At 70.4% G+C, this 20,917-nt stretch carries 23 protein-coding genes and 1 pseudogene; 3 read left to right on the forward strand and 21 right to left on the reverse strand.

Annotation, left to right across the window (positions count from 1 at the left end; translation table 11 throughout):
* Window positions 1–124: 124 nt before the first annotated feature.
* The 3 genes and pseudogenes from ACZ3IC_RS25610 to ACZ3IC_RS25620 all read right to left on the reverse strand — a co-directional run.
* Window positions 125–767: pseudogene (locus ACZ3IC_RS25610) on the reverse strand (helix-turn-helix transcriptional regulator); the annotation flags it as partial.
* 56 nt (window positions 768–823) lie between these two features.
* Entirely contained in the window at window positions 824–1,678 is an 855-nt protein-coding gene (locus ACZ3IC_RS25615; protein WP_467419624.1) for a transferase, read from the reverse strand.
* On the reverse strand, window positions 1,675–2,958 hold the full coding sequence (locus ACZ3IC_RS25620) for a glycosyltransferase family 4 protein (RefSeq protein ID WP_467419625.1): 1,284 nt from the start codon (window positions 2,956–2,958) through the stop codon (window positions 1,675–1,677). Before ACZ3IC_RS25620 ends, ACZ3IC_RS25615 begins: the two co-directional genes overlap by 4 nt.
* A gap of 355 nt (window positions 2,959–3,313) precedes the next feature.
* On the opposite strand from ACZ3IC_RS25620, the gene ACZ3IC_RS25625 reads away from it, so the two are divergent.
* Both ACZ3IC_RS25625 and ACZ3IC_RS25630 read left to right on the forward strand, forming a co-directional pair.
* Window positions 3,314–4,105 carry a hypothetical protein gene (locus ACZ3IC_RS25625; RefSeq protein ID WP_467419628.1) on the forward strand — a complete coding sequence of 264 codons (792 nt, stop codon included), beginning with the start codon at window positions 3,314–3,316 and terminating at the stop codon, window positions 4,103–4,105.
* Between the two features lie 137 nt (window positions 4,106–4,242).
* Window positions 4,243–4,599 carry a hypothetical protein gene (locus tag ACZ3IC_RS25630; protein ID WP_467419629.1) on the forward strand — a complete coding sequence of 119 codons (357 nt, stop codon included), beginning with the start codon at window positions 4,243–4,245 and terminating at the stop codon, window positions 4,597–4,599.
* Window positions 4,600–4,668: 69 nt separating this feature from the next.
* Here ACZ3IC_RS25630 and der read toward each other — a convergent pair whose 3' ends face one another.
* From der to ACZ3IC_RS25670, 8 genes are all read right to left on the reverse strand, one after another.
* Window positions 4,669–6,138: a ribosome biogenesis GTPase Der gene (gene der / locus ACZ3IC_RS25635; RefSeq protein WP_467419631.1), complete on the reverse strand. Its 1,470-nt coding sequence runs from the start codon at window positions 6,136–6,138 to the stop codon at window positions 4,669–4,671.
* A 67-nt stretch (window positions 6,139–6,205) separates the two neighbouring features.
* Window positions 6,206–6,886 (reverse strand): lysophospholipid acyltransferase family protein, encoded by a 681-nt coding sequence (locus ACZ3IC_RS25640; protein ID WP_467419634.1) that lies wholly within the window; start codon window positions 6,884–6,886, stop codon window positions 6,206–6,208.
* Window positions 6,883–7,599, reverse strand: a complete 717-nt coding sequence (gene cmk / locus ACZ3IC_RS25645; protein ID WP_467419636.1) for a (d)CMP kinase — start codon at window positions 7,597–7,599, stop codon at window positions 6,883–6,885. The genes ACZ3IC_RS25640 and cmk overlap by 4 nt, the downstream gene beginning before the upstream one ends.
* A 125-nt stretch (window positions 7,600–7,724) precedes the next feature.
* Window positions 7,725–8,810 carry a prephenate dehydrogenase gene (locus ACZ3IC_RS25650; RefSeq protein WP_467419638.1) on the reverse strand — a complete coding sequence of 362 codons (1,086 nt, stop codon included), beginning with the start codon at window positions 8,808–8,810 and terminating at the stop codon, window positions 7,725–7,727.
* Complete coding sequence (gene aroH, locus ACZ3IC_RS25655) at window positions 8,807–9,169, reverse strand: chorismate mutase (protein WP_467419640.1); 363 nt, start codon at window positions 9,167–9,169, stop codon at window positions 8,807–8,809. Before aroH ends, ACZ3IC_RS25650 begins: the two co-directional genes overlap by 4 nt.
* A 353-nt stretch (window positions 9,170–9,522) precedes the next feature.
* On the reverse strand, window positions 9,523–9,954 hold the full coding sequence (locus ACZ3IC_RS25660; RefSeq protein ID WP_467419642.1) for a YidB family protein: 432 nt from the start codon (window positions 9,952–9,954) through the stop codon (window positions 9,523–9,525).
* An 85-nt stretch (window positions 9,955–10,039) separates the two neighbouring features.
* On the reverse strand, window positions 10,040–10,240 hold the full coding sequence (locus ACZ3IC_RS25665) for a hypothetical protein (RefSeq protein ID WP_467419644.1): 201 nt from the start codon (window positions 10,238–10,240) through the stop codon (window positions 10,040–10,042).
* A 48-nt stretch (window positions 10,241–10,288) separates the two neighbouring features.
* Entirely contained in the window at window positions 10,289–10,627 is a 339-nt protein-coding gene (locus ACZ3IC_RS25670) for a hypothetical protein (protein ID WP_467419646.1), read from the reverse strand.
* Window positions 10,628–10,730: 103 nt separating this feature from the next.
* Here ACZ3IC_RS25670 and ACZ3IC_RS25675 point away from each other — a divergent pair, with 103 nt between their 5' ends.
* Window positions 10,731–11,432, forward strand: a complete 702-nt coding sequence (locus ACZ3IC_RS25675; RefSeq protein WP_467419649.1) for a nucleotidyltransferase domain-containing protein — start codon at window positions 10,731–10,733, stop codon at window positions 11,430–11,432.
* Window positions 11,433–11,485: 53 nt separating this feature from the next.
* Here ACZ3IC_RS25675 and ACZ3IC_RS25680 read toward each other — a convergent pair whose 3' ends face one another.
* The 10 genes from ACZ3IC_RS25680 to ACZ3IC_RS25725 all read right to left on the reverse strand — a co-directional run bounded on the left by ACZ3IC_RS25680 (window position 11,486) and on the right by ACZ3IC_RS25725 (window position 20,564).
* Window positions 11,486–12,298 carry a nucleotidyltransferase domain-containing protein gene (locus ACZ3IC_RS25680; RefSeq protein ID WP_467419651.1) on the reverse strand — a complete coding sequence of 271 codons (813 nt, stop codon included), beginning with the start codon at window positions 12,296–12,298 and terminating at the stop codon, window positions 11,486–11,488.
* Between the two features lie 3 nt (window positions 12,299–12,301).
* Window positions 12,302–13,324 (reverse strand): ADP-ribosylglycohydrolase family protein, encoded by a 1,023-nt coding sequence (locus ACZ3IC_RS25685; protein ID WP_467419653.1) that lies wholly within the window; start codon window positions 13,322–13,324, stop codon window positions 12,302–12,304.
* Window positions 13,321–14,055: an NUDIX hydrolase gene (locus ACZ3IC_RS25690; RefSeq protein WP_467419656.1), complete on the reverse strand. Its 735-nt coding sequence runs from the start codon at window positions 14,053–14,055 to the stop codon at window positions 13,321–13,323. Before ACZ3IC_RS25690 ends, ACZ3IC_RS25685 begins: the two co-directional genes overlap by 4 nt.
* A complete protein-coding gene (locus tag ACZ3IC_RS25695; RefSeq protein WP_467419657.1) occupies window positions 14,052–15,131 on the reverse strand; it encodes an AAA family ATPase in 1,080 nt (359 codons plus the stop codon). The genes ACZ3IC_RS25690 and ACZ3IC_RS25695 overlap by 4 nt, the downstream gene beginning before the upstream one ends.
* Entirely contained in the window at window positions 15,128–15,781 is a 654-nt protein-coding gene (pnuC, locus tag ACZ3IC_RS25700) for a nicotinamide riboside transporter PnuC (protein ID WP_467419660.1), read from the reverse strand. The genes ACZ3IC_RS25695 and pnuC overlap by 4 nt, the downstream gene beginning before the upstream one ends.
* 127 nt (window positions 15,782–15,908) lie before the next feature.
* Complete coding sequence (locus ACZ3IC_RS25705) at window positions 15,909–17,015, reverse strand: pseudouridine synthase (RefSeq protein ID WP_467419662.1); 1,107 nt, start codon at window positions 17,013–17,015, stop codon at window positions 15,909–15,911.
* Window positions 17,015–17,662 carry an SMC-Scp complex subunit ScpB gene (gene scpB, locus ACZ3IC_RS25710; RefSeq protein WP_467419664.1) on the reverse strand — a complete coding sequence of 216 codons (648 nt, stop codon included), beginning with the start codon at window positions 17,660–17,662 and terminating at the stop codon, window positions 17,015–17,017. The genes ACZ3IC_RS25705 and scpB overlap by 1 nt, the downstream gene beginning before the upstream one ends.
* Window positions 17,659–18,729: a segregation and condensation protein A gene (locus tag ACZ3IC_RS25715; RefSeq protein WP_467419666.1), complete on the reverse strand. Its 1,071-nt coding sequence runs from the start codon at window positions 18,727–18,729 to the stop codon at window positions 17,659–17,661. The genes scpB and ACZ3IC_RS25715 overlap by 4 nt, the downstream gene beginning before the upstream one ends.
* Window positions 18,730–18,840: 111 nt before the next feature.
* Window positions 18,841–19,449 (reverse strand): hypothetical protein, encoded by a 609-nt coding sequence (locus ACZ3IC_RS25720; RefSeq protein WP_467419704.1) that lies wholly within the window; start codon window positions 19,447–19,449, stop codon window positions 18,841–18,843.
* Window positions 19,446–20,564: a ParA family protein gene (locus ACZ3IC_RS25725; RefSeq protein ID WP_467419667.1), complete on the reverse strand. Its 1,119-nt coding sequence runs from the start codon at window positions 20,562–20,564 to the stop codon at window positions 19,446–19,448. Before ACZ3IC_RS25725 ends, ACZ3IC_RS25720 begins: the two co-directional genes overlap by 4 nt.
* Window positions 20,565–20,917 lie beyond the last annotated feature (353 nt).

Raw genomic sequence — 20,917 nt, forward strand, 5'->3', positions numbered from 1 at the left:
ATGCCACCGGGACTTCACGCTTCCTTATGGCAGCCTTATCTTCTGGTCACAAAATCCGCACCGCCGGCCGCGGGCAGCCGCCCACTGCCGCCCGTATAGCGGACAACCCGAACCGTCCCGTATGAGGACGCCGGTGGAAGCGGCCGTGCGGGGGTGTGGGGTGATCCGGTCCGCACGGAACGCACGCCGGCCCGCGCGGTCCAGGTCCCAGGCGACGAGATACCAGCGGCGCTCGGTACACACCAGCCGGTGCGGTTCGACACTCCGGCGCGATACGGAGCCGGAGTGGTCCCGGTACTCGAAGCGCAGTCGCTCGCTGTCCCGGCAGGCTCCGGCCAGTTCGGTGAGGCCCCGGCTCGGCGGTGGACGCGCCGGGCGCGCGGAGCAACGGCACGGTGAAGGTGTTCAGCGCGTTCACCCGGCGCCGGAGCCGGTCCGGCAGCACCTGTTTCCAGGGCGCGTACGGAGGTCTCGCCGACGCCCTCGACGCCGTTGCCCGCCGCGGTGCGCAGCCCGACGGCGACGGCGACGGCCTCCTCGTCGTCGAGGAGCAGCGGCGGCAGCTGGGCACCGGCGCCGAGCTGGTATCCGCCGCCGGTACCGGAACCGGCAGTGACCGGGTAGCCGAGCTCGCGCAGCTTGTCGACGTCGCGCCGGACGGTCCGTGGGGTGACTCCGAGCCGTTCGGCGAGATCCCTGCCCGACCAGTCCCGGTGCGTCTGGAGGAGTGAGAGCATGCGCAGCAGTCGTGCCCAGGTCTCCAACATGGGGCGAGTCCGCCGACCGTTGCGGACGGGTTTCGTCCGCAACGGCTTCCGAGGGTCTACCGGGCCTGCGCCGGATCCGGTTCGAGCCGTACGCAGAGGTCGTTGTCGGCCGAGTAGCAGGGCGTGGCACGGACACCCTCCCCGACGCTACGGCCCGGGTAGACGAAGATCTTCTTGCGGTCCCAGACGTCATCGAGGATGCGGGAGATCCGTACGCCGTCGGCCGGCTCCCCGGCGCCCGTCCCGGGGAACAGGCGAAGTGTCCACAGCTGCTGCTCGGTGACCCGCCCGGCGCCCAGCCGGTCGAGGGGAAGCGTGAAGGAGAACGTGCCTTCGTTCCCGGTGACCGGCACCCGGCAGGCGCGGTCGGGGGCGTCGGCCGGCCGCGCCTCGACACGGGCGTCGTTGCCGAGGCCGGTCCCGTACAGAGCGCCCTCGACGGTCATTCCGCCGCGGTCGAAGGTGACCGGCCCGGCCTCGGCGTGCGGTGAACGGATCCAGCAGCGCACGGCGAGCCGGCCGTCGAGGGTCGGGTACGGGATACGGACCGCGATCCGCCCGGTCTCCGGTGTGCGGTCCATGAGGAGCCGCACATCCCTGATTCCGGGCTCGACGGCCACCTCCCCGTCGTCCGCGCCCGGCTGGCGCATATAGACGTCCCAGCGGCCTTCGGCCGGCTCGACAGCACCCGGCAGCACCGCTCGCAGCCGCCGTCCCTCGCCGAGCGGGCTCAGGGGCAGCCGTACGGTGTCGCCGTCGCCGCCCGCGCCCTTGGTGCCGCGCAGCCGGAGAAGCAGCTCGGGCGCCTCCCCCTCCTCGCGGCGATCGAGGTCGAGGTCGAAGACGATCCCTCCGTCGGGACCTGCGGTGCAGTCGACTCGTGGCTTCTGGCGCTCTGCGGAGACGGTCATGCGGACTTCCCCTTGCGGATGGCATCGGCGGCCTTGTAGCGCAGGGCGTACGCCCCGTCCAGCACGGTGCCGCGGGCGCGGTGCAGTGTGGTGCTCAGTGCGCCGTGCGAGCGCTCGCGCGGGGCTCGGGAGGCGAGTTCGGTGAAGAGCCGCTCATGGCGTTCGGCGATCCGCGACGGGTCGAAGCGCTGCGAGGCGGCCAGTGCGGCGCGTCCCGAGCGGTGCCGCGCTTCGTCGTCGTCGATCAGACCGAGGAGGGCATCCGTCACCGCTGCCGTGTCACCGACCGGCACCAGCCGTCCGTCGGTGCCGTCGTCGATGATCTCGCGGGGGCCGTGCGGGCAGTCGGTGGCGACGACCGGCAGGCCGCAGCGCATCGCCTCGACGATGGTCATGCCGAAGGACTCGCGGTCCGAAGTGACCGCGGCGATCGCCCCCTTGGGCCACTCGGCCTCCAGCGGGTTGACCGAACCCATCAGAAACACATGGTTGTGCAGGCCGAGTTCGCCGATGAGTGCGAGCAGCGCCTGGCGTTCGTTCCCGGTCGCGTCGCCGCCGCCGTAGATCCGCAGCCGCCAGTCCGGACGGACGGCGACCACGTCGGCGAACGCCCGGACGAGCAGGTCGTACCGCTTGACCTTGTGTAACCGACCTGCGGCGATCACCCACTTGCTGTCGCCGTCGGCGGGCGCGATCCCCGGCGCGGGCACGCTGTTGGGAATGGACTCGATCCGTACACCGGGCAGCTTGAGCCCGGTCCGGTAGGCGCGGGCATCGGCTTCGGTGACGGTGGTGATCGCGTCGAGCAGGGCGTAGCGATGCCCGATCTCGCGGCGCAGCCGGTAGCTGTGGCTGTCGAAGGTGAGGTGCTCCTGCGCGATCCGGACCGGACCGCGCCGGGTCTGCCTGCTGATCTGCACGTTGAGCCCCGGCCGGGTTCCGACCACGACGTCCGCGTCCAGGGAACGCAAATGGTCCGCCACCCGCGCGTCGGTCAGTCTACTGTACTGCCGGTACCTGCTGTCGCCGCGCGGGAACACGCTTGCGGGACGGGCGTATTCGGCCGCGTCGCCGTCGTATGCCGGGCTCTTCTTCCGCAGGTCGACGAGGTGGCTCATGCGCACGCCTTCGGGGGCTCCCAGGGCGGGGAAGTCGCGGTGCCGGAAGACGGACACGATCTCGATGTCATGGTGCCCGGCCAGCGCCCCGGCGAGATTGAACGTCGTACGGATCGTGCCCCCGACCCCATAAGCGTTGTGGAGCAGGAAAGAAATGTGCATGAAACGCCATATCTCCCGTTCGACTGATCAGCGGCGGCTGCACTTGGCATGACGGTACAGACCGGTCGGGGGTTCACTCCGGGCACCGGCGAGTTCCGGCCAGCCACATGCTCACCTGTTTTCCTGATTTGTCGATGTATCGGTGAACCGGCCCATGGCCAAGTCGATCACATCACCGCGCAACCAATCGGGAGAAACAGGCTGTAATCGGCCCCTCGTATCGTGAGATTCACCCTCCGCGTCGGATGGTTCGATTACGTTCCCTTTCTCGCGTGACCCCGGCCACGGATCGCCCGTTGTCTTCTTCATGAGCCGGGAACCGCCCGGCGCACGCACCGAGTTCGAGGAGCCACCCGTGCCGCGCATGCTCGACGTCAGCGAGGACGTACGTGCCGAGATCGGCGACGCCGAAGCCGACCGGCTGCTCGTCGGCGACAACACCCCGGGCAGTTACGACTGCACCTCCTGCCGCACCCCCGGCGACTCCGAGCAGGAACGCACCAGCACGGTGCTCTTCGTCGGTGACGAAACCGCCGTCCTCGCGTTCGCCCACGCGACCTGCATCCCCTCGCAGGTCGTCCACGTCGCCGAGGAGCAGCTGCAGGGCGCCGTGCGCAGCATCACCAGCAACGACGCGGAGCACTCCGAGCATCCGGAGCACCTCAACCCCGACCAGGCCGTCCTCGGGGTCACCAGCGGCCTCGTCCTGATCGACGACGAACTCCACCCGGCCCTCGTCGTCGAGCCGACCGGTGCGATCGCCCGCCCGGGCACGGACGGCAGCCGGGGCGACGAATTCCTCCAGCTGCTGCTGGAGCAGGGCTTCCACCCGGTTCACCGGATGGACCGGATGCCCGCGGTGCTGCACGGCTGGTCGATCCTGCTCGCCATGGGCCAGCTGCACGCCGTGCTCCAGCCGGGCGTCGGCGGCGGCGCCCCGGTCGCCTGGTGGCAGGCACATGCACCGCTCCAGGTCACCGAGGGCTGGCGGACCGCGGCCAACAAGTCGCAGACCGTGCTCGTCTTCGCCGCCCCGGCCGGGGCGATCGGCCAGCAGCCCCGCGAGGACCTGCTGCGCGACGCTCTGGACAGGGCCGCCGGCGGCGGGCTCCTGGTGGCCGCGGCGATGCCGCTGGCCGGGACCTGATCATGTCCGTCGGCTCCTCGCACCTGCGGCGAACAGCTATTTCTCCGCCGGGCCCGCATCCGACGGACACTGGGGTCGTTGGCACATACGTGCACCCATACGACTCCTCCCACCAGCGCCCGAGCCCGATCCCTGCCATGCGCCCCTCGCAGGACCCATCGGGCGGTCAGTCCCACACCCCGATCTACGACGCGCTGTACTCCGAGTACCGCCGGTCGTTCCGGGCGCTGCCGGGTGATCGGAGCGGCGAGGAGAATCTCGGCTTCGTGGCCTTCGGTACCGGGCTCTTCGGCAGCCGCCTCCCACTCAGCAGCCACTCCGGCCACTCCACCAGTCTCTCCACCGGACTTTCCGGACACAGCGGAGCCACCGGACACGGCAGCGGCCCGAGCACACACACCGGCAGCCTCGGCTCCTGGCAGCGGGTGGGACGGCACTCCGGGCGCACCCAGCCTGCGGCTCTGCCCCCGGGATCGGGGTCGCGAGGAACCTGACCCCATGACTGTGCCCCGGACCGTCTCGTATCCGAAACGGTCCGGGGCACAGTCATGGGGCCTTGCGTGCTACTTGTTACGGCCGCGCTTCTCGCGGACCCGCACCGAGATGTGGATCGGGGTGCCCTCGAAGCCGAACTCCTCGCGCAGCCGACGCTCGACGAAGCGTCGGTAGCCGTGCTCCAGGAAGCCCGAGGCGAACAGCACGAAGCGCGGCGGCTTGGTGCCCGCCTGGGTGCCGAAGAGGATCCTCGGCTGCTTACCACCGCGGACGGGGTGCGGGTGGGAGGCGACGACCTCACCGAGGAAGGCGTTCAGCCGGCCGGTGGGGACGCGGGTCTCCCAGCCGGCGAGGGCGGTCTCGATGGCCGGGACCAGCTTCTCCATGTGACGGCCGGTGACGGCGGAGACGTTGACCCGCGGGGCCCACGCGATCTGCGCGAGCTCCGTCTCGATTTCGCGCTCCAGGTAGTAGCGACGCTCCTCGTCGAGGGTGTCCCACTTGTTGTACGCGATCACCAGGGCGCGCCCGGCCTCCACGGCCATGGTGATGATGCGCTGGTCCTGGACGCTGATGGACTCGCTGGCGTCGATCAGGACGACGGCGACCTCGGCCTTCTCCACGGCAGCTGCGGTGCGCAGCGAGGCGTAGTAGTCCGCACCCTCCTGGAGGTGGACCCGGCGGCGGATACCGGCCGTGTCGATGAACTTCCAGGTGATGCCGCCGAGCTCGATCAACTCGTCGACCGGGTCGCGGGTGGTACCCGCGAGTTCGTTGACGACCACGCGGTCCTCATTCGCCACCTTGTTCAGCAGCGAGGACTTGCCGACATTCGGACGGCCGATGAGCGCGATCCGTCGCGGTCCGCCGATCGCGGTGCCGAAGCGCTGCGCCGGGGCCTCGGGAAGCGCTTCGAGTACGGCGTCGAGCAGGTCACCGGTGCCGCGGCCATGCAGCGAGGAGACCGGGTGCGGCTCGCCGAGGCCCAGCGACCAGAGAGCGGTGGCGTCCGCCTCGCCGCTCTGTCCGTCGACCTTGTTGGCGCACAGCACGACGGGCTTGCCGGCCTTGCGCAGCAGCTTGACGACGGCTTCGTCGGTGTCGGTCGCGCCGACGGTCGAGTCGACCACGAAGACGACCGCGTCGGCGGCCTCGATCGCGTACTCGGCCTGGGCGGCGACGGAGGCGTCGATGCCCAGCACGTCCTGCTCCCAGCCACCGGTGTCGACGACCTTGAAGCGGCGGCCCGCCCACTCGGCCTCGTAGGTCACGCGGTCGCGGGTGACGCCCGGCTTGTCCTCGACGACCGCCTCACGGCGGCCGATGATCCGGTTCACCAGCGTCGACTTGCCGACATTGGGCCGGCCGACGACGGCGAGCACGGGAAGCGGCCCGTGACCGGCCTCACCGATCGCGCCCTCGACCTCTTCGGCGTCGAAGCCCTCCTCCGCGGCGAGCTCCATGAACTCCGCGTACTCGGCGTCGCCAAGCGCTCCGTGCTCGTGGTCCGAGCCATCGGAGTGAATCTGGTCGTTCATGAAGTCCGTTCCTCTTTGCATCATCATCGATGGGTCACGACCACGCGGCCCACTACTCAAGTCTTACCTAGCGCCCGGTGAAACGTCTGGCCTCGTCCAGATGGGCGGTCAGCCGCCCCTGGATCCGTACCGTCGCCTCGTCCAGCGCCCTGCGCGTGCGCCGACCGCCACCACCCTTGTCCGAGCTGCGCGCCCCCTCTTGCGCGTCGAAGGCATCACCGAAGACGACATCGACCCGGCTGCGCAAAGGCGGCAGTGCCGATATCAACCGTCCGCGGCGCTCCGTGCTTCCCAGTACGGCCACGGGCACGATCGGCGCCCCGCTGCGTACCGCGAAGTATGCGAGCCCGGCACGCAGGGAGGCGAAGTCGCCCTCGCCCCTGGTGCCCTCGGGGAAGATCCCGAGCACCCCGCCGTCCTCCAGCACGCCGAGGGCGTGCGTGATGGCGGTGCGGTCGGCGATCGTGCGGTCCACCTTCAGCTGACCGATTCCGCGCAGGAACGGGTCGAGCGGGCCGACGAACGCCTCTTTCTTGATCAGGAAGTGGACGGGCCGGGGCGCGGTGCCCATCAGCATCGGACCGTCGATGTTGTGGGAGTGGTTCACCGCGAGTATGACGGGTCCGGAGGCGGGAACCCGCCACGCACCGAGGACGCGGGGCTTCCACAGCCCGTACATCAGCCCGATGCCGATCCCGCGCCCGACCGCTGCGCCGCGCAGCGTGGGCGAGCCCGTGGCTCGGGTCACTTCGCGGCCCGCTTCTCCTCGACGAGGGTGACGACGCACTCGATGACCTGCGGGAGGGTCAGCTCGGTGGTGTCCACCTCGACGGCGTCGTCCGCCTTGGCCAGCGGGGAGGTCTTGCGGCCGGAGTCGGCCGTGTCCCGCTTGATCAGCGCCTCCTTGGTGGCGGCGAGATCGGAGCCCTTGACCTCTCCGCTGCGGCGGGCGGCGCGCGCCTCCGGCGATGCGGTGAGGAAGATCTTCAGGTCGGCGTCGGGCAGCACCGTGGTGCCGATGTCGCGGCCCTCGACGACTATGCCCCGCTCGGCGGCGGCGGCGATGGTCCGCTGCAGCTCGGTGATCCGGGTGCGCACCTCGGGGACCGCGCTGACGGCGCTGACGTTGGAGGTGACTTCCTGGGTACGGATCGGGCCCGAGGCGTCCTCACCGTCGACGGTGATCGTCGGGGCGGCCGGGTCCGTACCGGAGACGATGACCGGCTTGGCGGCGGCGGTCGCCACCTCCATCGCGTCCTGCACGTCGATGCCGTTGTTCAGCATCCACCAGGTGATCGCCCGGTACTGGGCGCCGGTGTCCAGGTAGCTCAGGCCGAGCTGGGCGGCGACGGCCTTGGACGTGCTCGACTTGCCGGTGCCGGAGGGCCCGTCGATGGCGACGATCACTGCGGCCGGGGCCGTCCGGGCGGCGGCGCTTGCGGTTTCCACGGTGGTGGACACCCTTCCTGGTACACGGGGTGAGCGGGACGAGGGCGCGCGAACCCGCCCCGCACAAGGTTACCGAGTGTCGGAGCGGTCCTCTGCACCCCTGTGGACAACCACCTCCCGCTCCCGTCGCCCCGGGCCTACTGGCGTAGCGACCAGCCCCGCTCGCGCAGTGCCGCACTCAGTTCGGCGACCGCGCTCGGCTCGACCATCAGCTGGACCAGGCCCGCCTGCTGCCCGGTGGCGTGCTCGATACGGACGTCCTCGACGTTGACCCCGGCCCGTCCGGCGTCGGCGAAGATCCCGGCCAGTTCGCCCGGCCGGTCGCTGATGAGCACGGACACGGTCTCGTACGAGGTGGGGGCCGTCCCGTGCTTGCCGGGTACCCGGACCCGGCCCGCGTTGCCGCGGCGCAGGACGTCCTCGATGCGTTCGGTGCCTTCGCGGCGCTTGTCGTCGTCACCGGACTGCAGACCGCGCAGCGCCCGTACCGTCTCGTCCAGGTCGGCGGCGACCCCGGCGAGCACGTCGGCGACCGGGCCGGGGTTGGCGGAGAGGATCTCCACCCACATCCGGGGGTCGGAGGCGGCGATCCGGGTGACGTCCCTGATGCCCTGACCGCAGAGACGTACGGCGGTCTCGTCGGCCTCCTCCAGGCGGGCGGCGACCATCGACGAGATCAACTGCGGGGTGTGGGAGACCAGGGCGACGGCCCGGTCGTGCGCGTCGGCGTCCATGACGACCGGTACGGCGCGGCAGAGCGCGACCAGTTCCAGGGCGAGGTTGAGGACCTCGGTGTCGGTGTCACGGGTCGGAGTGAGGACCCAGGGGCGGCCCTCGAAGAGGTCCGCGGTGGCGGCGAGGGGGCCCGACCGCTCCTTGCCCGCCATGGGGTGCGTACCGATGTACGGCGTGAGGTCGACGCCGCGGGCCTCCAGCTCGCGACGCGGGCCGCCCTTGACGCTGGCGACGTCGAGGTAGCCGCGGGCCACGCCGTCCCGCATGGCGGTGGCCAGCACCGATGCCACGTGGGCGGGCGGCACGGCGATGATCGCCAGGTCGACGCGGCCCTCGGGTGCCTCGTCCGTACCGGCGCCGAGTGCGGCCGCGGTGCGGGCCGATTCGGTGTCGTGGTCGACGAGGTGGACATGGATGCCGCGCCCGGCGAGGGCAAGGGCTGCGGAGGTGCCGACGAGGCCCGTTCCGATGACGAGGGCGGTTCTCACTGGGCGATGTCCTTGCGGAGGGCAGCGGTGGCGCCGAGGTACACGTGCGCGATCTCGGACTTGGGAAGGTACGTCTCGACGTGCGCGAGGATCCGCACCACGCGGGGCATGGCCCCCACGATGTCCAGCTCCTGGGCGCAGATCAGCGGTACGTCGACGATACCGAGCCCGCGTGCCGCGGCGGCCGGGAAGTCGCTGTGCAGATCGGGGGTGGCCGTGAACCAGACGCTGATCAGGTCGTCGGCGACGAGGTTGTTGCGCTCCAGGACGGCGGTGAGCAGAGCGCTGACCCGCTCATCCATGTGTCCGGCCTCGTCCTGCTCCAGCTGGACGGCTCCACGGACTGCTCGTACCGCCACGTCGTGCTCCTCGCTTCTTCGTACGTGTCGCGCCTGCTGTCCGCCTGCGTGATCACTGGACGACCAGCCTAGAGGGGCGGCGCGACGGGCGGCCGGAGTGCTCTCTCCGTGAGACGGGCGGTGGCACGCGCGGACGGGATCACACAGCGGAATCACACGTGCGGGATCACGGATCACACGGCGGGACCGCACGGACGGGATCACACGGCCGGATCACATGGCGGGATCGCACGGGCGGAGCGCTTCGGCCGGAGGGCTCCGCCCGTGATGGCGAAGACCCTCCGGCCGCGTGGGGTGTTCCGAAGGAACACCTCCTTCCGCACAGTGAACGGCCCTTCCGGCCGCCCCCTGGCTCAGAGCTGCTGCTCCCGGACCAGGTCCTCGATCGAGCGGCCCTCCGGTACCTCGCCCGACGGAGTCAGTTTGTCGACGGCCGTCGGCAGCGACCGGGCGATCTCGTCGGCTGCCTGTTCCGCGGAGACCCCGGTCTCCTGGGCGACCCTCTGCAGGGTCTCGTTCGGCAGTGCCTCGGCGATCTGGGCGCCGCTGACCGCCTGGTTCTCACCGGTGCCGACCCAGGACTGCGCCTGGTCGACGAGGCCTGACTTGGTGAGCATCCCGATCAGCCCTTCGAGCGCGTTGCCGCTGCCGCCCGTACCGCCTTGGCCGCCACCCAGTGCGCCCAGCAGCGCGCCAAGTATGTTCCCGGCACCGCCGGAGCCGCTGCCCTGGCCGCCACCGCCCAGCAAACTGCCCAGCAGGCTACCGAGGTCGTTTCCCGCCATGGTTCTGCCTTTCCGGAGGGGATGATTTATCGACAATGTCGATCAGAACCCGGGCTTCTGCCACTTGAGCGGGGCGGGTCCGCCGTCACACAGCGGTCGCCGGACCGGCCCGGCGGACATCGGCCAGAAGCGCTGCCTCCGCGACATCCGGATGCTCGCTGTCCCGCAGCGCGGCCAACTGGCCCGGCCATGGATCCGTCCACCGGGTGCTACCGCCCGCCCGGACCACCAGCTCCACCGCGGCCAGCCCCGCAACGGCAGACCCCCGCGCCCGCAGCGCAGCCACCACCGTGCCGATAGCCGCCAGGGTATGTGCGGCAACCGGCCCGCCCGTTCAGCCAGCGTGTGGCGATCTCTGCCCGGTCGGCAGGAGCGAGGGAGGCGACACCGCCGAGTTCGCCCCGCCAGTGGGTGAGCCCGTCGGCCGACCTTCGAGTGCCCGGGCGACGGCGTCAAGGTCGCGGCGGACGGCGGCGAGCAACGGTGCCAGCCGGCGTTCATCGGGGTTCCCGGCGTCCAGGGCCGTGTGCGCGGCGCGGTAGGCGGTGTCGTCCAGGGAGCGGGTGTGTTCGACGATGGCCCGCGTACGGACCGGGTACGGCAGGCGTTCGAACCAGGTGTGCAGAGCGGTTGCTTCTTCTCTGGGGTACGGAGGTGTCGTCGTCGCGCTCACCAGAGGGTGGCGCGGCCAGCCCTTCCGATCATCGTCGTGGCGGTGACGGTGGCACCGCAGATCTCCCGGTGCAACACATTCGGGCTCACGTACCCTCACCGGCATGATCACCCCTGCCCCCGAGGCTCTCGTACGCGACCACACGGTCTACTCCTGTGTGATGGGCTCACGCGCCTTCGGGCTCGCCACGGACGGCAGCGACACCGACCGGCGCGGCGTCTTCCTCGCACCGACCCCGCTGTTCTGGGGGTTCGACAAGCCACCGACGCATGTCGACGGCCCGGCGGAGGAGCAGTTCTCCTGGGAGCTGGAACGCTTCTGCGAGCTTGCTCTGCGCGCCAACCCCAATGTGCTGGAGTGCCTGCACTCGCCGCTGGTGGAACACGTCGACGCGGTGGGCCGTGAACTCCTCTCCCTGCGCGGGGCGTTCCTGTCGCGGCTGGCCCATCAGACTTTCGTCCGGTACGCGTTGGGCCAGCGCAGGAAGCTGGAGGCGGACGTACGTCAGTACGGGGCGCCGCGCTGGAAGCACGCCATGCATCTGCTGCGGCTGCTGGCCAGCGGCCGGGATCTGCTGCGCACGGGCGAGCTCGTGATCGAGGTGGGGTCGGCCCGGGAAGAGCTGCTGGCGGTGAAGCGCGGCGAGGTGCCGTGGCCGGAGGTCGAACGCCGCATGACCCGCCTGGCCGAGGAGAACGACGAGGCCGACTGCTCCCCGCTCCCCCCACGGCCGGACCGGGCTCGCGTGGAGGACTTCTTGATCCGCACCCGCCGGTCGTCCGCGCTGCTGCCCGATCCGGGGTGAACGGTCCGCCCACCGGCGGGGGCGGACCGTTCCCTCCCTGGTCGGGCGGACGTTCAAGCCCGTCCGGCGATTGAGGACAACGACGCCCACCCCGTCAACCGCGCACGCACCACAAGATCGTGCAGTGCGTCGAACCCACCGGCCACCTCGGGAAGCCTGGATTGCGTCTGCGCCTCGTCAAGCACCCCGTGCAGCGCCTCGACGTCCCGGGACACCACTGAGTCGCCTCTATCCTCCGCTCCCTTGTGCTCGGCCTCGGCCTTGGCGGCGATCAGCTCGGGCAGGTACGCCGGAGCGGCCACCTCCCCGAGGAGCGTCGGCAGATGCGCCCGCACCTCACCGCTGCGCATCAGATGGATACCGGTGAGCAGCGCGCGGAACGTGTACAGCAGCGGCTTCAGTTCGCCCGTCTTCTCGAAGAGCCGCCACTGGGTGTTGGCGAAGCCCCGGTAGTGGTGCGCGTGATTGCGGGTGAGCACATCGGGCGCCAGATCCACCAGTTCCGCGTGCAACTCACTCGTGTGCACAACGAGCGGAGACAGCAACTGTTCCAGCACGTAGCCGTTCGGCCTCAGCAACAACTGGACGAACTTCCGCAGATCATGGGTGACCAGGTCCATCTCGACCCCGTCCCTGTCCCACATCCGCGAGCGCGTCTCCTCGGGCTTGCGCAGCCCGAGTAGATCGTCGGCGGGCAGGAGATGGACCCCCCGAAGGTCCACATCCGAATCCCTGGACGGGAACCCGTACAGATGCGCCCCGGAGACCGTGGCGAACAGCAGCGGGTGGCTTTCCTCGGCGAGCACCGGGCCGAAGTCCATGACCGGCAGCCCGGCCTCCTGGAGGTGCATCGTTTCTTTACGCATTGATCAAGCGTCCCAGAGCGCCCCCAGCGACAGCAGATCGCTCCGGTACTCGATCCGCTCCGACCACTCCTTGGGCCAGGCCCCCGCCCCCAGGTGCGCCCCGGCGAGCGCTCCGGTCAGGCAGCCGAGGGAGTCCGAGTCGCCACGGGTGCAGGTGGCGCGGCGGAGGGCGGTGACGGGTTCTTCGGGGAAGAGCAGGAAGCAGTGCAGGGCCGTGGCGAGGGCCTCCTCGGCGATCCAGCCGTCGCCGGTTGTCTCGCAGGGGTCGGTCTCCGGGGACGGGTCGCGCAGGGCGTCCTGGACGCGGGCCAGGGCGGTGAGGCATTCGTCCCAGCCGCGCTGGATGTACTGCTCCGGCGAGGCGTCGCCGGCGTACCGCCAGAGGTCGCCGAGCCAGCGCGTGAGGTAGCGGCTGCTGTTCTCGTACGCGTAACTGCGCAGCTGCCCGATCAGCCCCGTCGGCTCCGCACCCTGCGCCAGCAGGTACACCGCGCGGGCCATCAGGTCGGACGCGGCGAGCGCCGTCGGGTGCCCGTGGGTGAGGGCAGCCTGCAACTGGGCGGCGCCGGAGCGCTGTTCGTCGCTCAGCCCGGGCACGAGCCCGATGGGCGCGACCCGCATATTGGCGCCGCAGCCCTTGGAGCCGGTCTGGCTGGCCTCCTGCCAGAGCCGGTCGCTGTCGAGCAGGCGGCAGGCGGTCATGCAGGTACGGCCGGGGGCACGGTTGTTGTCGGGCGAGTGGTACCAGTCGACGAACTCCTCGCGCACCGGGCGGACCAGCCGCAGCGGGGTGAGCAGCCCTCGGTCCATGGCGGTACGGATGCCCCGCCCCAGGGCCAGCGTCATCTGGGTGTCGTCGGTGACGATCGCCGGCTTCGGCAGCCGCATCTGGCGCCACGGCCCACACTTGGCGAGGATCGACGGCACGTTGTTGAACTCGGTCGGGAAGCCCAGTGCATCGCCGAGCGCGAGCCCGGTCAGTGCGCCGGTGGCGGCCTGTTTGGTGATGGTCCTGGTCACGATCACGTGGTTCTTCCTTCCGGTCTCAGCAGTGGAGGGTGCAGGGCGGTAGCGGCACCCGCCCGGTAGAGAGCGGCCGGTTTCCCCCGTCCGCCGGTGCGGCGCGGTGATCCCTCCACGGCTTGGACGAAGCCGGGCGTGGTGAGGACCTTGCGCCGGAAGTTGGGCCGGTCCAGCTCGACGCCCCAGACCGTCTCGTACACCTGCTGGAGTTCCCCCAGGGTGAATTCGGGTGGGCAGAAGGCGGTGGCCAGGCAGCTGTATTCGAGTTTGGCGCCGATCCGGTCGTGTGCGTCGGCGAGGATGCGGTCGTGGTCGAAGGCGAGCGGTCCGGTGGCGCCGGCGTCCCACCACTGGGCGATGGCCGCGTCGCCGCCGCCGCGCGGTTCGGGCAGGTCGGGTACGAGTGCGGCGTAGGCGACGGAGACGACGCGCATCCTCGGGTCGCGGTCCGGTGCGCTGTAGGTGCGCAGCTGCTCCAGGTGGAGGGCGGAGACGGTGCCTTCGGTCAGGCCGGTCTCCTCGGCGAGCTCCCGGCGGGCGGCGTCCTCGGCGGACTCGCGGGGCAGGACGAAGCCGCCGGGCAGCGCCCAGTGGCCCTTGTACGGGTCCTCGCCCCGTTCGACGAGCAGGACGTGCAGCCGGGTGTCGCGGACCGTGAAGACGGCGAGGTCGACGGTGACCGCGAAGGGTTCGAAGGCGTACGGGTCGTAGCCCTCGGGGACACCGGCGCTCATCGGTGCTCCGGGAGGGGTGCGGCGAAGTTCCAGCCGTCGGCGAGCAGGGTGTCGACGGCGTCGACCGCGGTGGCCAGGCGTTCCTGATGGGTTCCGGTGAGCTCGATGAACTTCCTTCCCGTACGGATGAGTTCGGCCCGGAAGCGGTCGGTCATCCAGGGTCGCAGCTCCTCGCCGTCACGCAGTCCGTCGTCTTCGAAGGCGACGCCCTCGTGGTCGGTGAGCAGCCACAGATGGTGGGCGACCCGGTCGGCGGTCTCCTCGACGAGCGGGTTGCGACCGCCGACGTACCGCTCGTGCCAGACGGTGGTGGCGAAGGAGTCGGTGTCGCAGAAGAGCACCGGCGACCCGGCGCGCGCGGCCGCCTCCTCCTTGTCGTTCTGCGCCTGTGCGATCAGCGGGAAGTCGTCGGTGGTGAAGACGACGTCCTCCCACTGGGCCCCGGGCCACCGGGCGCGCAGCGCGGCCAGCTTCTGTTCGCTGAACTCCCGTCCGTACTCGGCGACGTAACGGGTCTGCGCCCAGACGTCGCCGCGCCGCCGGTAGTGGTCGGTGAGGGCGCGGGCCATCGTCGTGGTGCCGGTGGATTCCGCGCCGAGGACGACGATCCGGCGGGTGAGCGCGGCCCTTACGGGCGGTTCGAGGAAGTCCCAGCAGCCGACCGGGTCCTTGCGGACGGCGGTGCCGGAGACCGGGAAGACCGTGCGGTCGGGGTCGACGCAGATGGATTCGGCGCCGAACCGGCGGGCCAGTTCGTCCCCGTACGGCTCCGAGGTGAAGACGGCGTCCACCGGCTCGGGCACGGCCCCGGTGAAGACGGCCATGTGCGCGTCCCAGATCACCGGGTCGTGGAGATCCATGCGGATGTCGTCGACAGCGCCCACGACCCGTACGTCCGGGTGCACCTCCCGCATCCAGGCCACCCGGTCGGCAAGCGGTACGGACTCGACGGATGCTGCACAGACCAGGACGGTCAGCCGCTCACAGCGGTCCTGCGCGGTGCGGACCAGGTGGTGGTGGCCGGCGTGCGGCGGGTAGAACTTGCCGAGGACGAGCCCGTGCTCGAAGCGCCTCATGCCGTCACCTCCACCGGCTGCCGCTGCTGTACGACGAGATCGCGCCGCCAGTTGCGCAGGCCGATCAGGCACAGCGTCAGGAAGCCGATGTACAGCAGGGAGGTCAGATAGAGCTCCTTGTGCGCGTACAGCGGGATGTACACCACATCGGCGGCGATCCAGAGCCACCACGACTCGACGAGCTTCCTGCACTGCCCGTACGTCGCCGTCAGGGACAGCGCGGTCGTCAGGGCGTCCCAGAAGGGCACGGTCGAGTCGGTGGCGCGGTCGAGCAGGACGGTGAGGGCGAATGCCCCCACCGCCCCTGCCGCGAGCAGCCAGACCCATTCGGTGCGCGTGGTGCGCCGCACCGGCAGGTCCGGTGTTCCTGGTCCACCCCCGTGGGTCCAGGTCCACCAGCCGTACGCGGCAAGGGCGATGAAGACGATCTGGAGGCCTGCGTCGGCGTACAGACCGGACTGGCTGAACAGCAGGATGAAGAAGAGGTTGTTGGCGATGCCGATCGGCCAGTTGGCGAGGTGCTGGCGGGCCACGAGCCAGACGCACAGCGCTCCGCTGCCGAAGCCGAGCACCTCGGTCCAGCTGACCGGGGTGCCCAGGACCGTCACCAGGGGTTGCTGCAGGGGATCGAGGAAATCCGCGAGACTCACTCCCGCCTCCTTAATAGTCACACTGACTATAAAGGCAGGACGGCCGCAGCAAAAGGCCCGCGGCCGATTCCTGTTCGACAAACGAGAGCAGGAACCGGCCGCGGGCCGTGGAGCGGACGGAGTCGGGCTACAGACCGACCTCGCGCATCAGCATGCCCACCTCGGTGTTGGTGAGGCGGCGCAGCCAGCCGGACTTCTGGTCGCCCAGCGGGATCGGTCCGAAGGACGTCCGTACGAGCCGCTCGACCGGGAAACCGGCCTCGGCCAGCATCCGGCGGACGATGTGCTTGCGGCCCTCGTGGAGGGTCACCTCGACCAGGTAGTTCTTGCCGGTGTTCTCGACGACGCGGAAGTGGTCGGCGCGGGCGTACCCGTCCTCCAGCTGGATGCCGTCCTTGAGCCGCTTGCCCAGGTCGCGCGGGAGCGGTCCCTGGATGGCGGCCAGGTAGGTCTTCTTCACCCCGTACTTGGGATGGGTCAGGCGGTGGGCCAGCTCGCCGTGGTTGGTGAGCATGATGATGCCCTCGGTCTCGGTGTCCAGCCGTCCGACGTGGAAGAGCCGCGTCTCACGGTTGGTGACGTAGTCTCCGAGGCACTGGCGGCCGTCCGGGTCCTCCATGGAGGAGACGACACCGGCGGGCTTGTTCAGCGCGAAGAAGAGGTACGACTGGGCGGCGACGGTCAGACCGTCGACCTTGATCTCGTCCTTGTGCACATCGACGCGCATGCCCTGCTCGATGACGATCTCGCCGTTGACCTCGACGCGGGCCTGCTCGATCAGCTCCTCGCAGGCGCGGCGCGAGCCCATGCCGGCCCGGGCGAGGACCTTCTGCAGCCGCTCGCCCTCCTGCTCGGCGCCCGGGTGGGTCTTGGGCGTCCTGATGTCGGGCTTGCCCGCGTACCTGTCCCGGTTGCGCTGCTCGATCTTGGCGTCGAGCTCACGCGGACGGGACGGGGCGCCCTGGCGGCGCGGGCCGCCGCTCCTGCCGCTGCCGGCCTGCGCGGCCTTCGGGCCGCCCTTGGCGCCACCGCGGGCCGCCGCGCCGCGGCCCTTGCGGGGGCCGTCGCCGCTCTTCTCTCCGGTGGAGCCCACGTCGTAGCGGCGCTCCTCGGGCCGGGGCCTGCGGGAACGCTGCTCCTGCTTGCCGTCGCGCCCGGCGCCGGCACCCCGGGGATTCCGGTTGCCGCCGCTCTTGCCGCTGCCGCTTCCGCTGTTCCTGCCACTGCTTCGCATCAAAATTCCGTCTTGTCGTCTGCGTGAGTATCCGGGGTGTCCGGTGCGTCCGGATCGAACGACGGCACACCCTCTAGCGTCTCAGCCTCGATCGCGTCCGCCTCGGGGAGGAAGGGCGCGAGCTCCGGGAGCTCATCCAGGCCACGCAGGCCCATCCGCTCCAGAAAGTAGTTCGTCGTCCTGTACAGGATCGCACCTGTTTCGGGTTCCGCGCCCGCCTCCTCGACGAGGCCCCTCTGCAGCAGGGTCCGCATGACCCCGTCACAGTTCACACCGCGGACCGCGGAGACCCTCGACCGGCTGACCGGCTGGCGGTACGCGACGACCGCGAGGGTCTCCAGGGCGGCCTGTGTGAGACGGGCCTGCTGCCCGTCCAGAACGAAGCCCTCGACGGCTGCCGCGTACTCCGGGCGGGTGTAGAAGCGCCAGCCGCCCGCGACCAGCCTCAGATCGAAACCGCGGTGCTGCACGGTGTACTCGTCGGCCAGCTCGCGCAGCGCGTCGGCGACGGCTCTGCGGGGCCGCTCCAGCACCTTGGCCAGGTGCTCCTCGGTGGCGGGCTCGTCGACGACCATGAGGACGGCCTCCAGGGCGGGCTTGAGGTCAAGGTCCGCGACGGTGGAGCCGGTGGTGTCCTGCTCACTCATGCCTTCACATCCTCGGAGACGTCCTGCACCTCGGTGTCGAACTCGTCCGTCACGACGGGCTCGGCCACCTCTCCCCCGGCCCAGCGCACCAGGAGCTCCCCGAGCGCCTCGTCCTGGTCGAGCGCGACGGCCTTCTCCCGGTACAGCTCCAGCAGCGCGAGAAACCGGGCGACGACGGTGAGGGTGTCCTGGGCGTCCTCGGTGAGCACCTGGAAACTGATCTCCCCTGCCTCCCTCAGCCGCGCCACCACGATCTCGGCCTGTTCCCGCACGCTGACCAGCGGTGCGTGGATGTGGTCGACGTACACCTGCGGCTCGGGCTTCGGCTGCATCGCCTTCACGGCCAGCCTGGCGAACCCCTCGGCCCCGATGCTGATGACGACCTCGGGCAGCAGCTCGGCGTGGTGCGGCTCCAGCCCCACGGTCCGCGGAAAGCGCCGGCCCTCCGACTCCAGTCGCTCGCTGAAGATCTCCGCGATGCGTTTGTATGCGCGGTACTGGAGCAGCCGGGCGAAGAGCAGGTCCCGCGCTTCGAGCAGCGCCAGATCCGCCTCGTCCTCCACCTCGGCAGCGGGCAGCAGTCTGGCCGCTTTCAGATCGAGCAGAGTCGCGGCGACGACGAGGAACTCGGTGGTCTGATCCAGATCCCAGTCCGGCCCCATGGCGCGGATGTGCGCCATGAACTCGTCGGTGACCTTCGACAGTGCGACTTCGGTCACATCCAGCTTGTGCTTGGAGATGAGCTGCAGAAGCAGATCGAACGGCCCCTCGAAGTTCGCCAGGCGAACAGTGAACCGCCCGTCGTCGGCGGATTCGGGGGACGGGCCGGGTGTTGTCGGCACAGCGGGCTCGGGGGGTGTCACGGGCGCGTCGGGGGCGGCGGGCCCGGCGGATGCTGCCGCACCGGCCACCGACAGGTCCGGGGACGCGCCCCCGGCTTCGTGAAGTGGCGCGGTGGCAAAGTCGCCGTCGGCGTCCACGCCCTCCACCGGCCCCTGCGCAGGCCGACCGCCCGGGCCGCCCAAGGGACGGCGAGGGGTACGGGCGGGCTCGTCGGTCGTCGGCATGAAGGTCCAGGGGCAAGCGGGATACGGGCGGCGGGCAGTGGCCCGTACAGCGAGGAGCCGGACCGCCCGGCCGGCGTCGGCTCTCCGGGCAGGCTACCGGCGCCCGACCGGTCAGCGGCCGCGCAGCCGCCGTACGAGGATGCTCGCGTCGCCCCGCGACTCCAGGTCCGCGAGAACGACCGCGACCGCCTCGCGGACGATCCGCCCACGGTCGACCGCGAGCCCGTGCTCCCCGCGGAGCACGAGACGGGCGTGTTCGAGGTCCATCAGTTCCTCGGCCGAGACATAGACGGTGATCTTCTCGTCGTGGCGCTCACGGCCGCTGGGCCGCCGGTTCGCCCCGCGCCTGCGCTGCTGCTGAACGGCAGGAGCGGCAACCGCCTCCTGCGCGGACGACGCGGACCGCTGCGTGGACGGCGAGGACTGCTGAGGCCTGCGCCCCGGCTGTCCGGCCGCGGCGACCCGGTCACCGCCACGGCTACGCGATTCCCCCGCGTCGGCGTCCGCCGCGGAGTGCTCCTCCCGCGAAGGGGCCGCGGTGCCGACGACGGTCTCCGGCGCACCCGTCCCGGACCCGTCAGCCGCCGGATCGCTCTCCCCGGCCGGGCCGGGCACCCGGGCCTCGGCGTTCGCCTTGCGCCGCCGGTCCGCGGGGGACGAGGCCTGCAGCCCCATCCCCCCGGTGGTACGGAACAGTTCGTCGGCCCCGGGCAGACTCACTCGGCGTGACACCGGGCGAGCACCTCCCTGGCGAGCTGGCGATAGGCGGCGGCACCGACCGAGTTGGAGGCGTACGTGGTGATGGGCTCACCGGCGACCGTGGTCTCCGGGAAGCGCACGGTGCGCCCGATGACCGTGTGGTAGACGTGGTCGTCGAAGGCCTCGACGACGCGCGCGAGGACCTCGCGGCTGTGCACCGTACGGGAGTCGTACATGGTGGCGAGGATGCCGTCGAGCTCCAGGTCCGGGTTGAGCCGCTCCTGGACCTTCTCGATGGTCTCGGTGAGCAACGCAACACCTCGCAGCGCGAAGAACTCGCACTCGAGCGGCACTATCACCTTGTGGGCCGCCGTCAGGGCGTTCACGGTGAGCAGGCCCAGCGAGGGCTGACAGTCGATCACGATGTAGTCGTAGTCGGCCATCAGCGGCTTCAGGGCACGCTGCAGCGTGGACTCCCGGGCCACCTCGCTCACCAGCTGCACCTCGGCAGCCGACAGGTCGATGTTGCTGGGCAGCAGGTCCATGTTCGGGACCGCGGTCTTCAGCAGGACCTCGTCGGCCGACATGCCCCGCTCCATGAGCAGGTTGTAGACCGTGAGGTCGAGCTCCATCGGGTTGACGCCGAGCCCGACCGACAGGGCTCCCTGCGGGTCGAAGTCGACGAGCAGGACACGACGCCCATACTCCGCGAGCGCGGCACCCAGGTTGATGGTCGACGTGGTTTTGCCGACGCCGCCCTTCTGGTTGCACATCGCGATGATCTTCGCGGGACCGTGATCGGTCAGCGGACCCGGGATCGGGAAGTAGGGCAGGGGCCGACCGGTCGGGCCGATCCGCTCACGGCGCTGGCGGGCAGCGTCGGGCGCGAGGGTGGCCGCGTACTCCGGATCGGGCTCGTACTCGGCGTCGGGGTCGTAGAAGTGCCCCTGGGGCACCTCGTCGAAGTCGGCGAAGTGGGCGGTCTCTCGGCCACTCTCGTTGCCGGCCATGGCGTTCACGTGTAGGCCGTCCATCATCTGGGGGGCTGTCGTCATGTGCTGGTGGGTGGCGAAGGTGCGGACAGCGACGGAGCCGACAGCCTCCAGCCCGTGCGGGCTCTGGCCCCGTGCAGGCATCCCTGGTTGAACACCCCCGGGAGTAAATGTCGACTCATTCACAAGTCGTCTTACCTCCTTGGACGTGACCAGGAAACTTATCGATAGGTCAGCGTGGCACCATGCCGACGATTGGCGACTCTATGGCGTGTCACCGGTCCGCAGCAACACAATCCGCCGGACCCGGCCCGATGTGTCGGCAATCGAACACCTCCCTGTCAAGGGCACGCGGCCACCGGGCGCACTTTTAACGGGTGCACGAATCGGTTAAAGGGTTACGTTCGAGACGAGTTGAACGGGTACCTCGCAGGCGCCCCGACATGCGTCCGGCCGGACCTTGCTGAGCAAGGTCCGGCCGGACGCATGAGATTGAC

The sequence above is a fragment of the Streptomyces sp. NPDC002958 genome, from assembly GCF_055563255.1.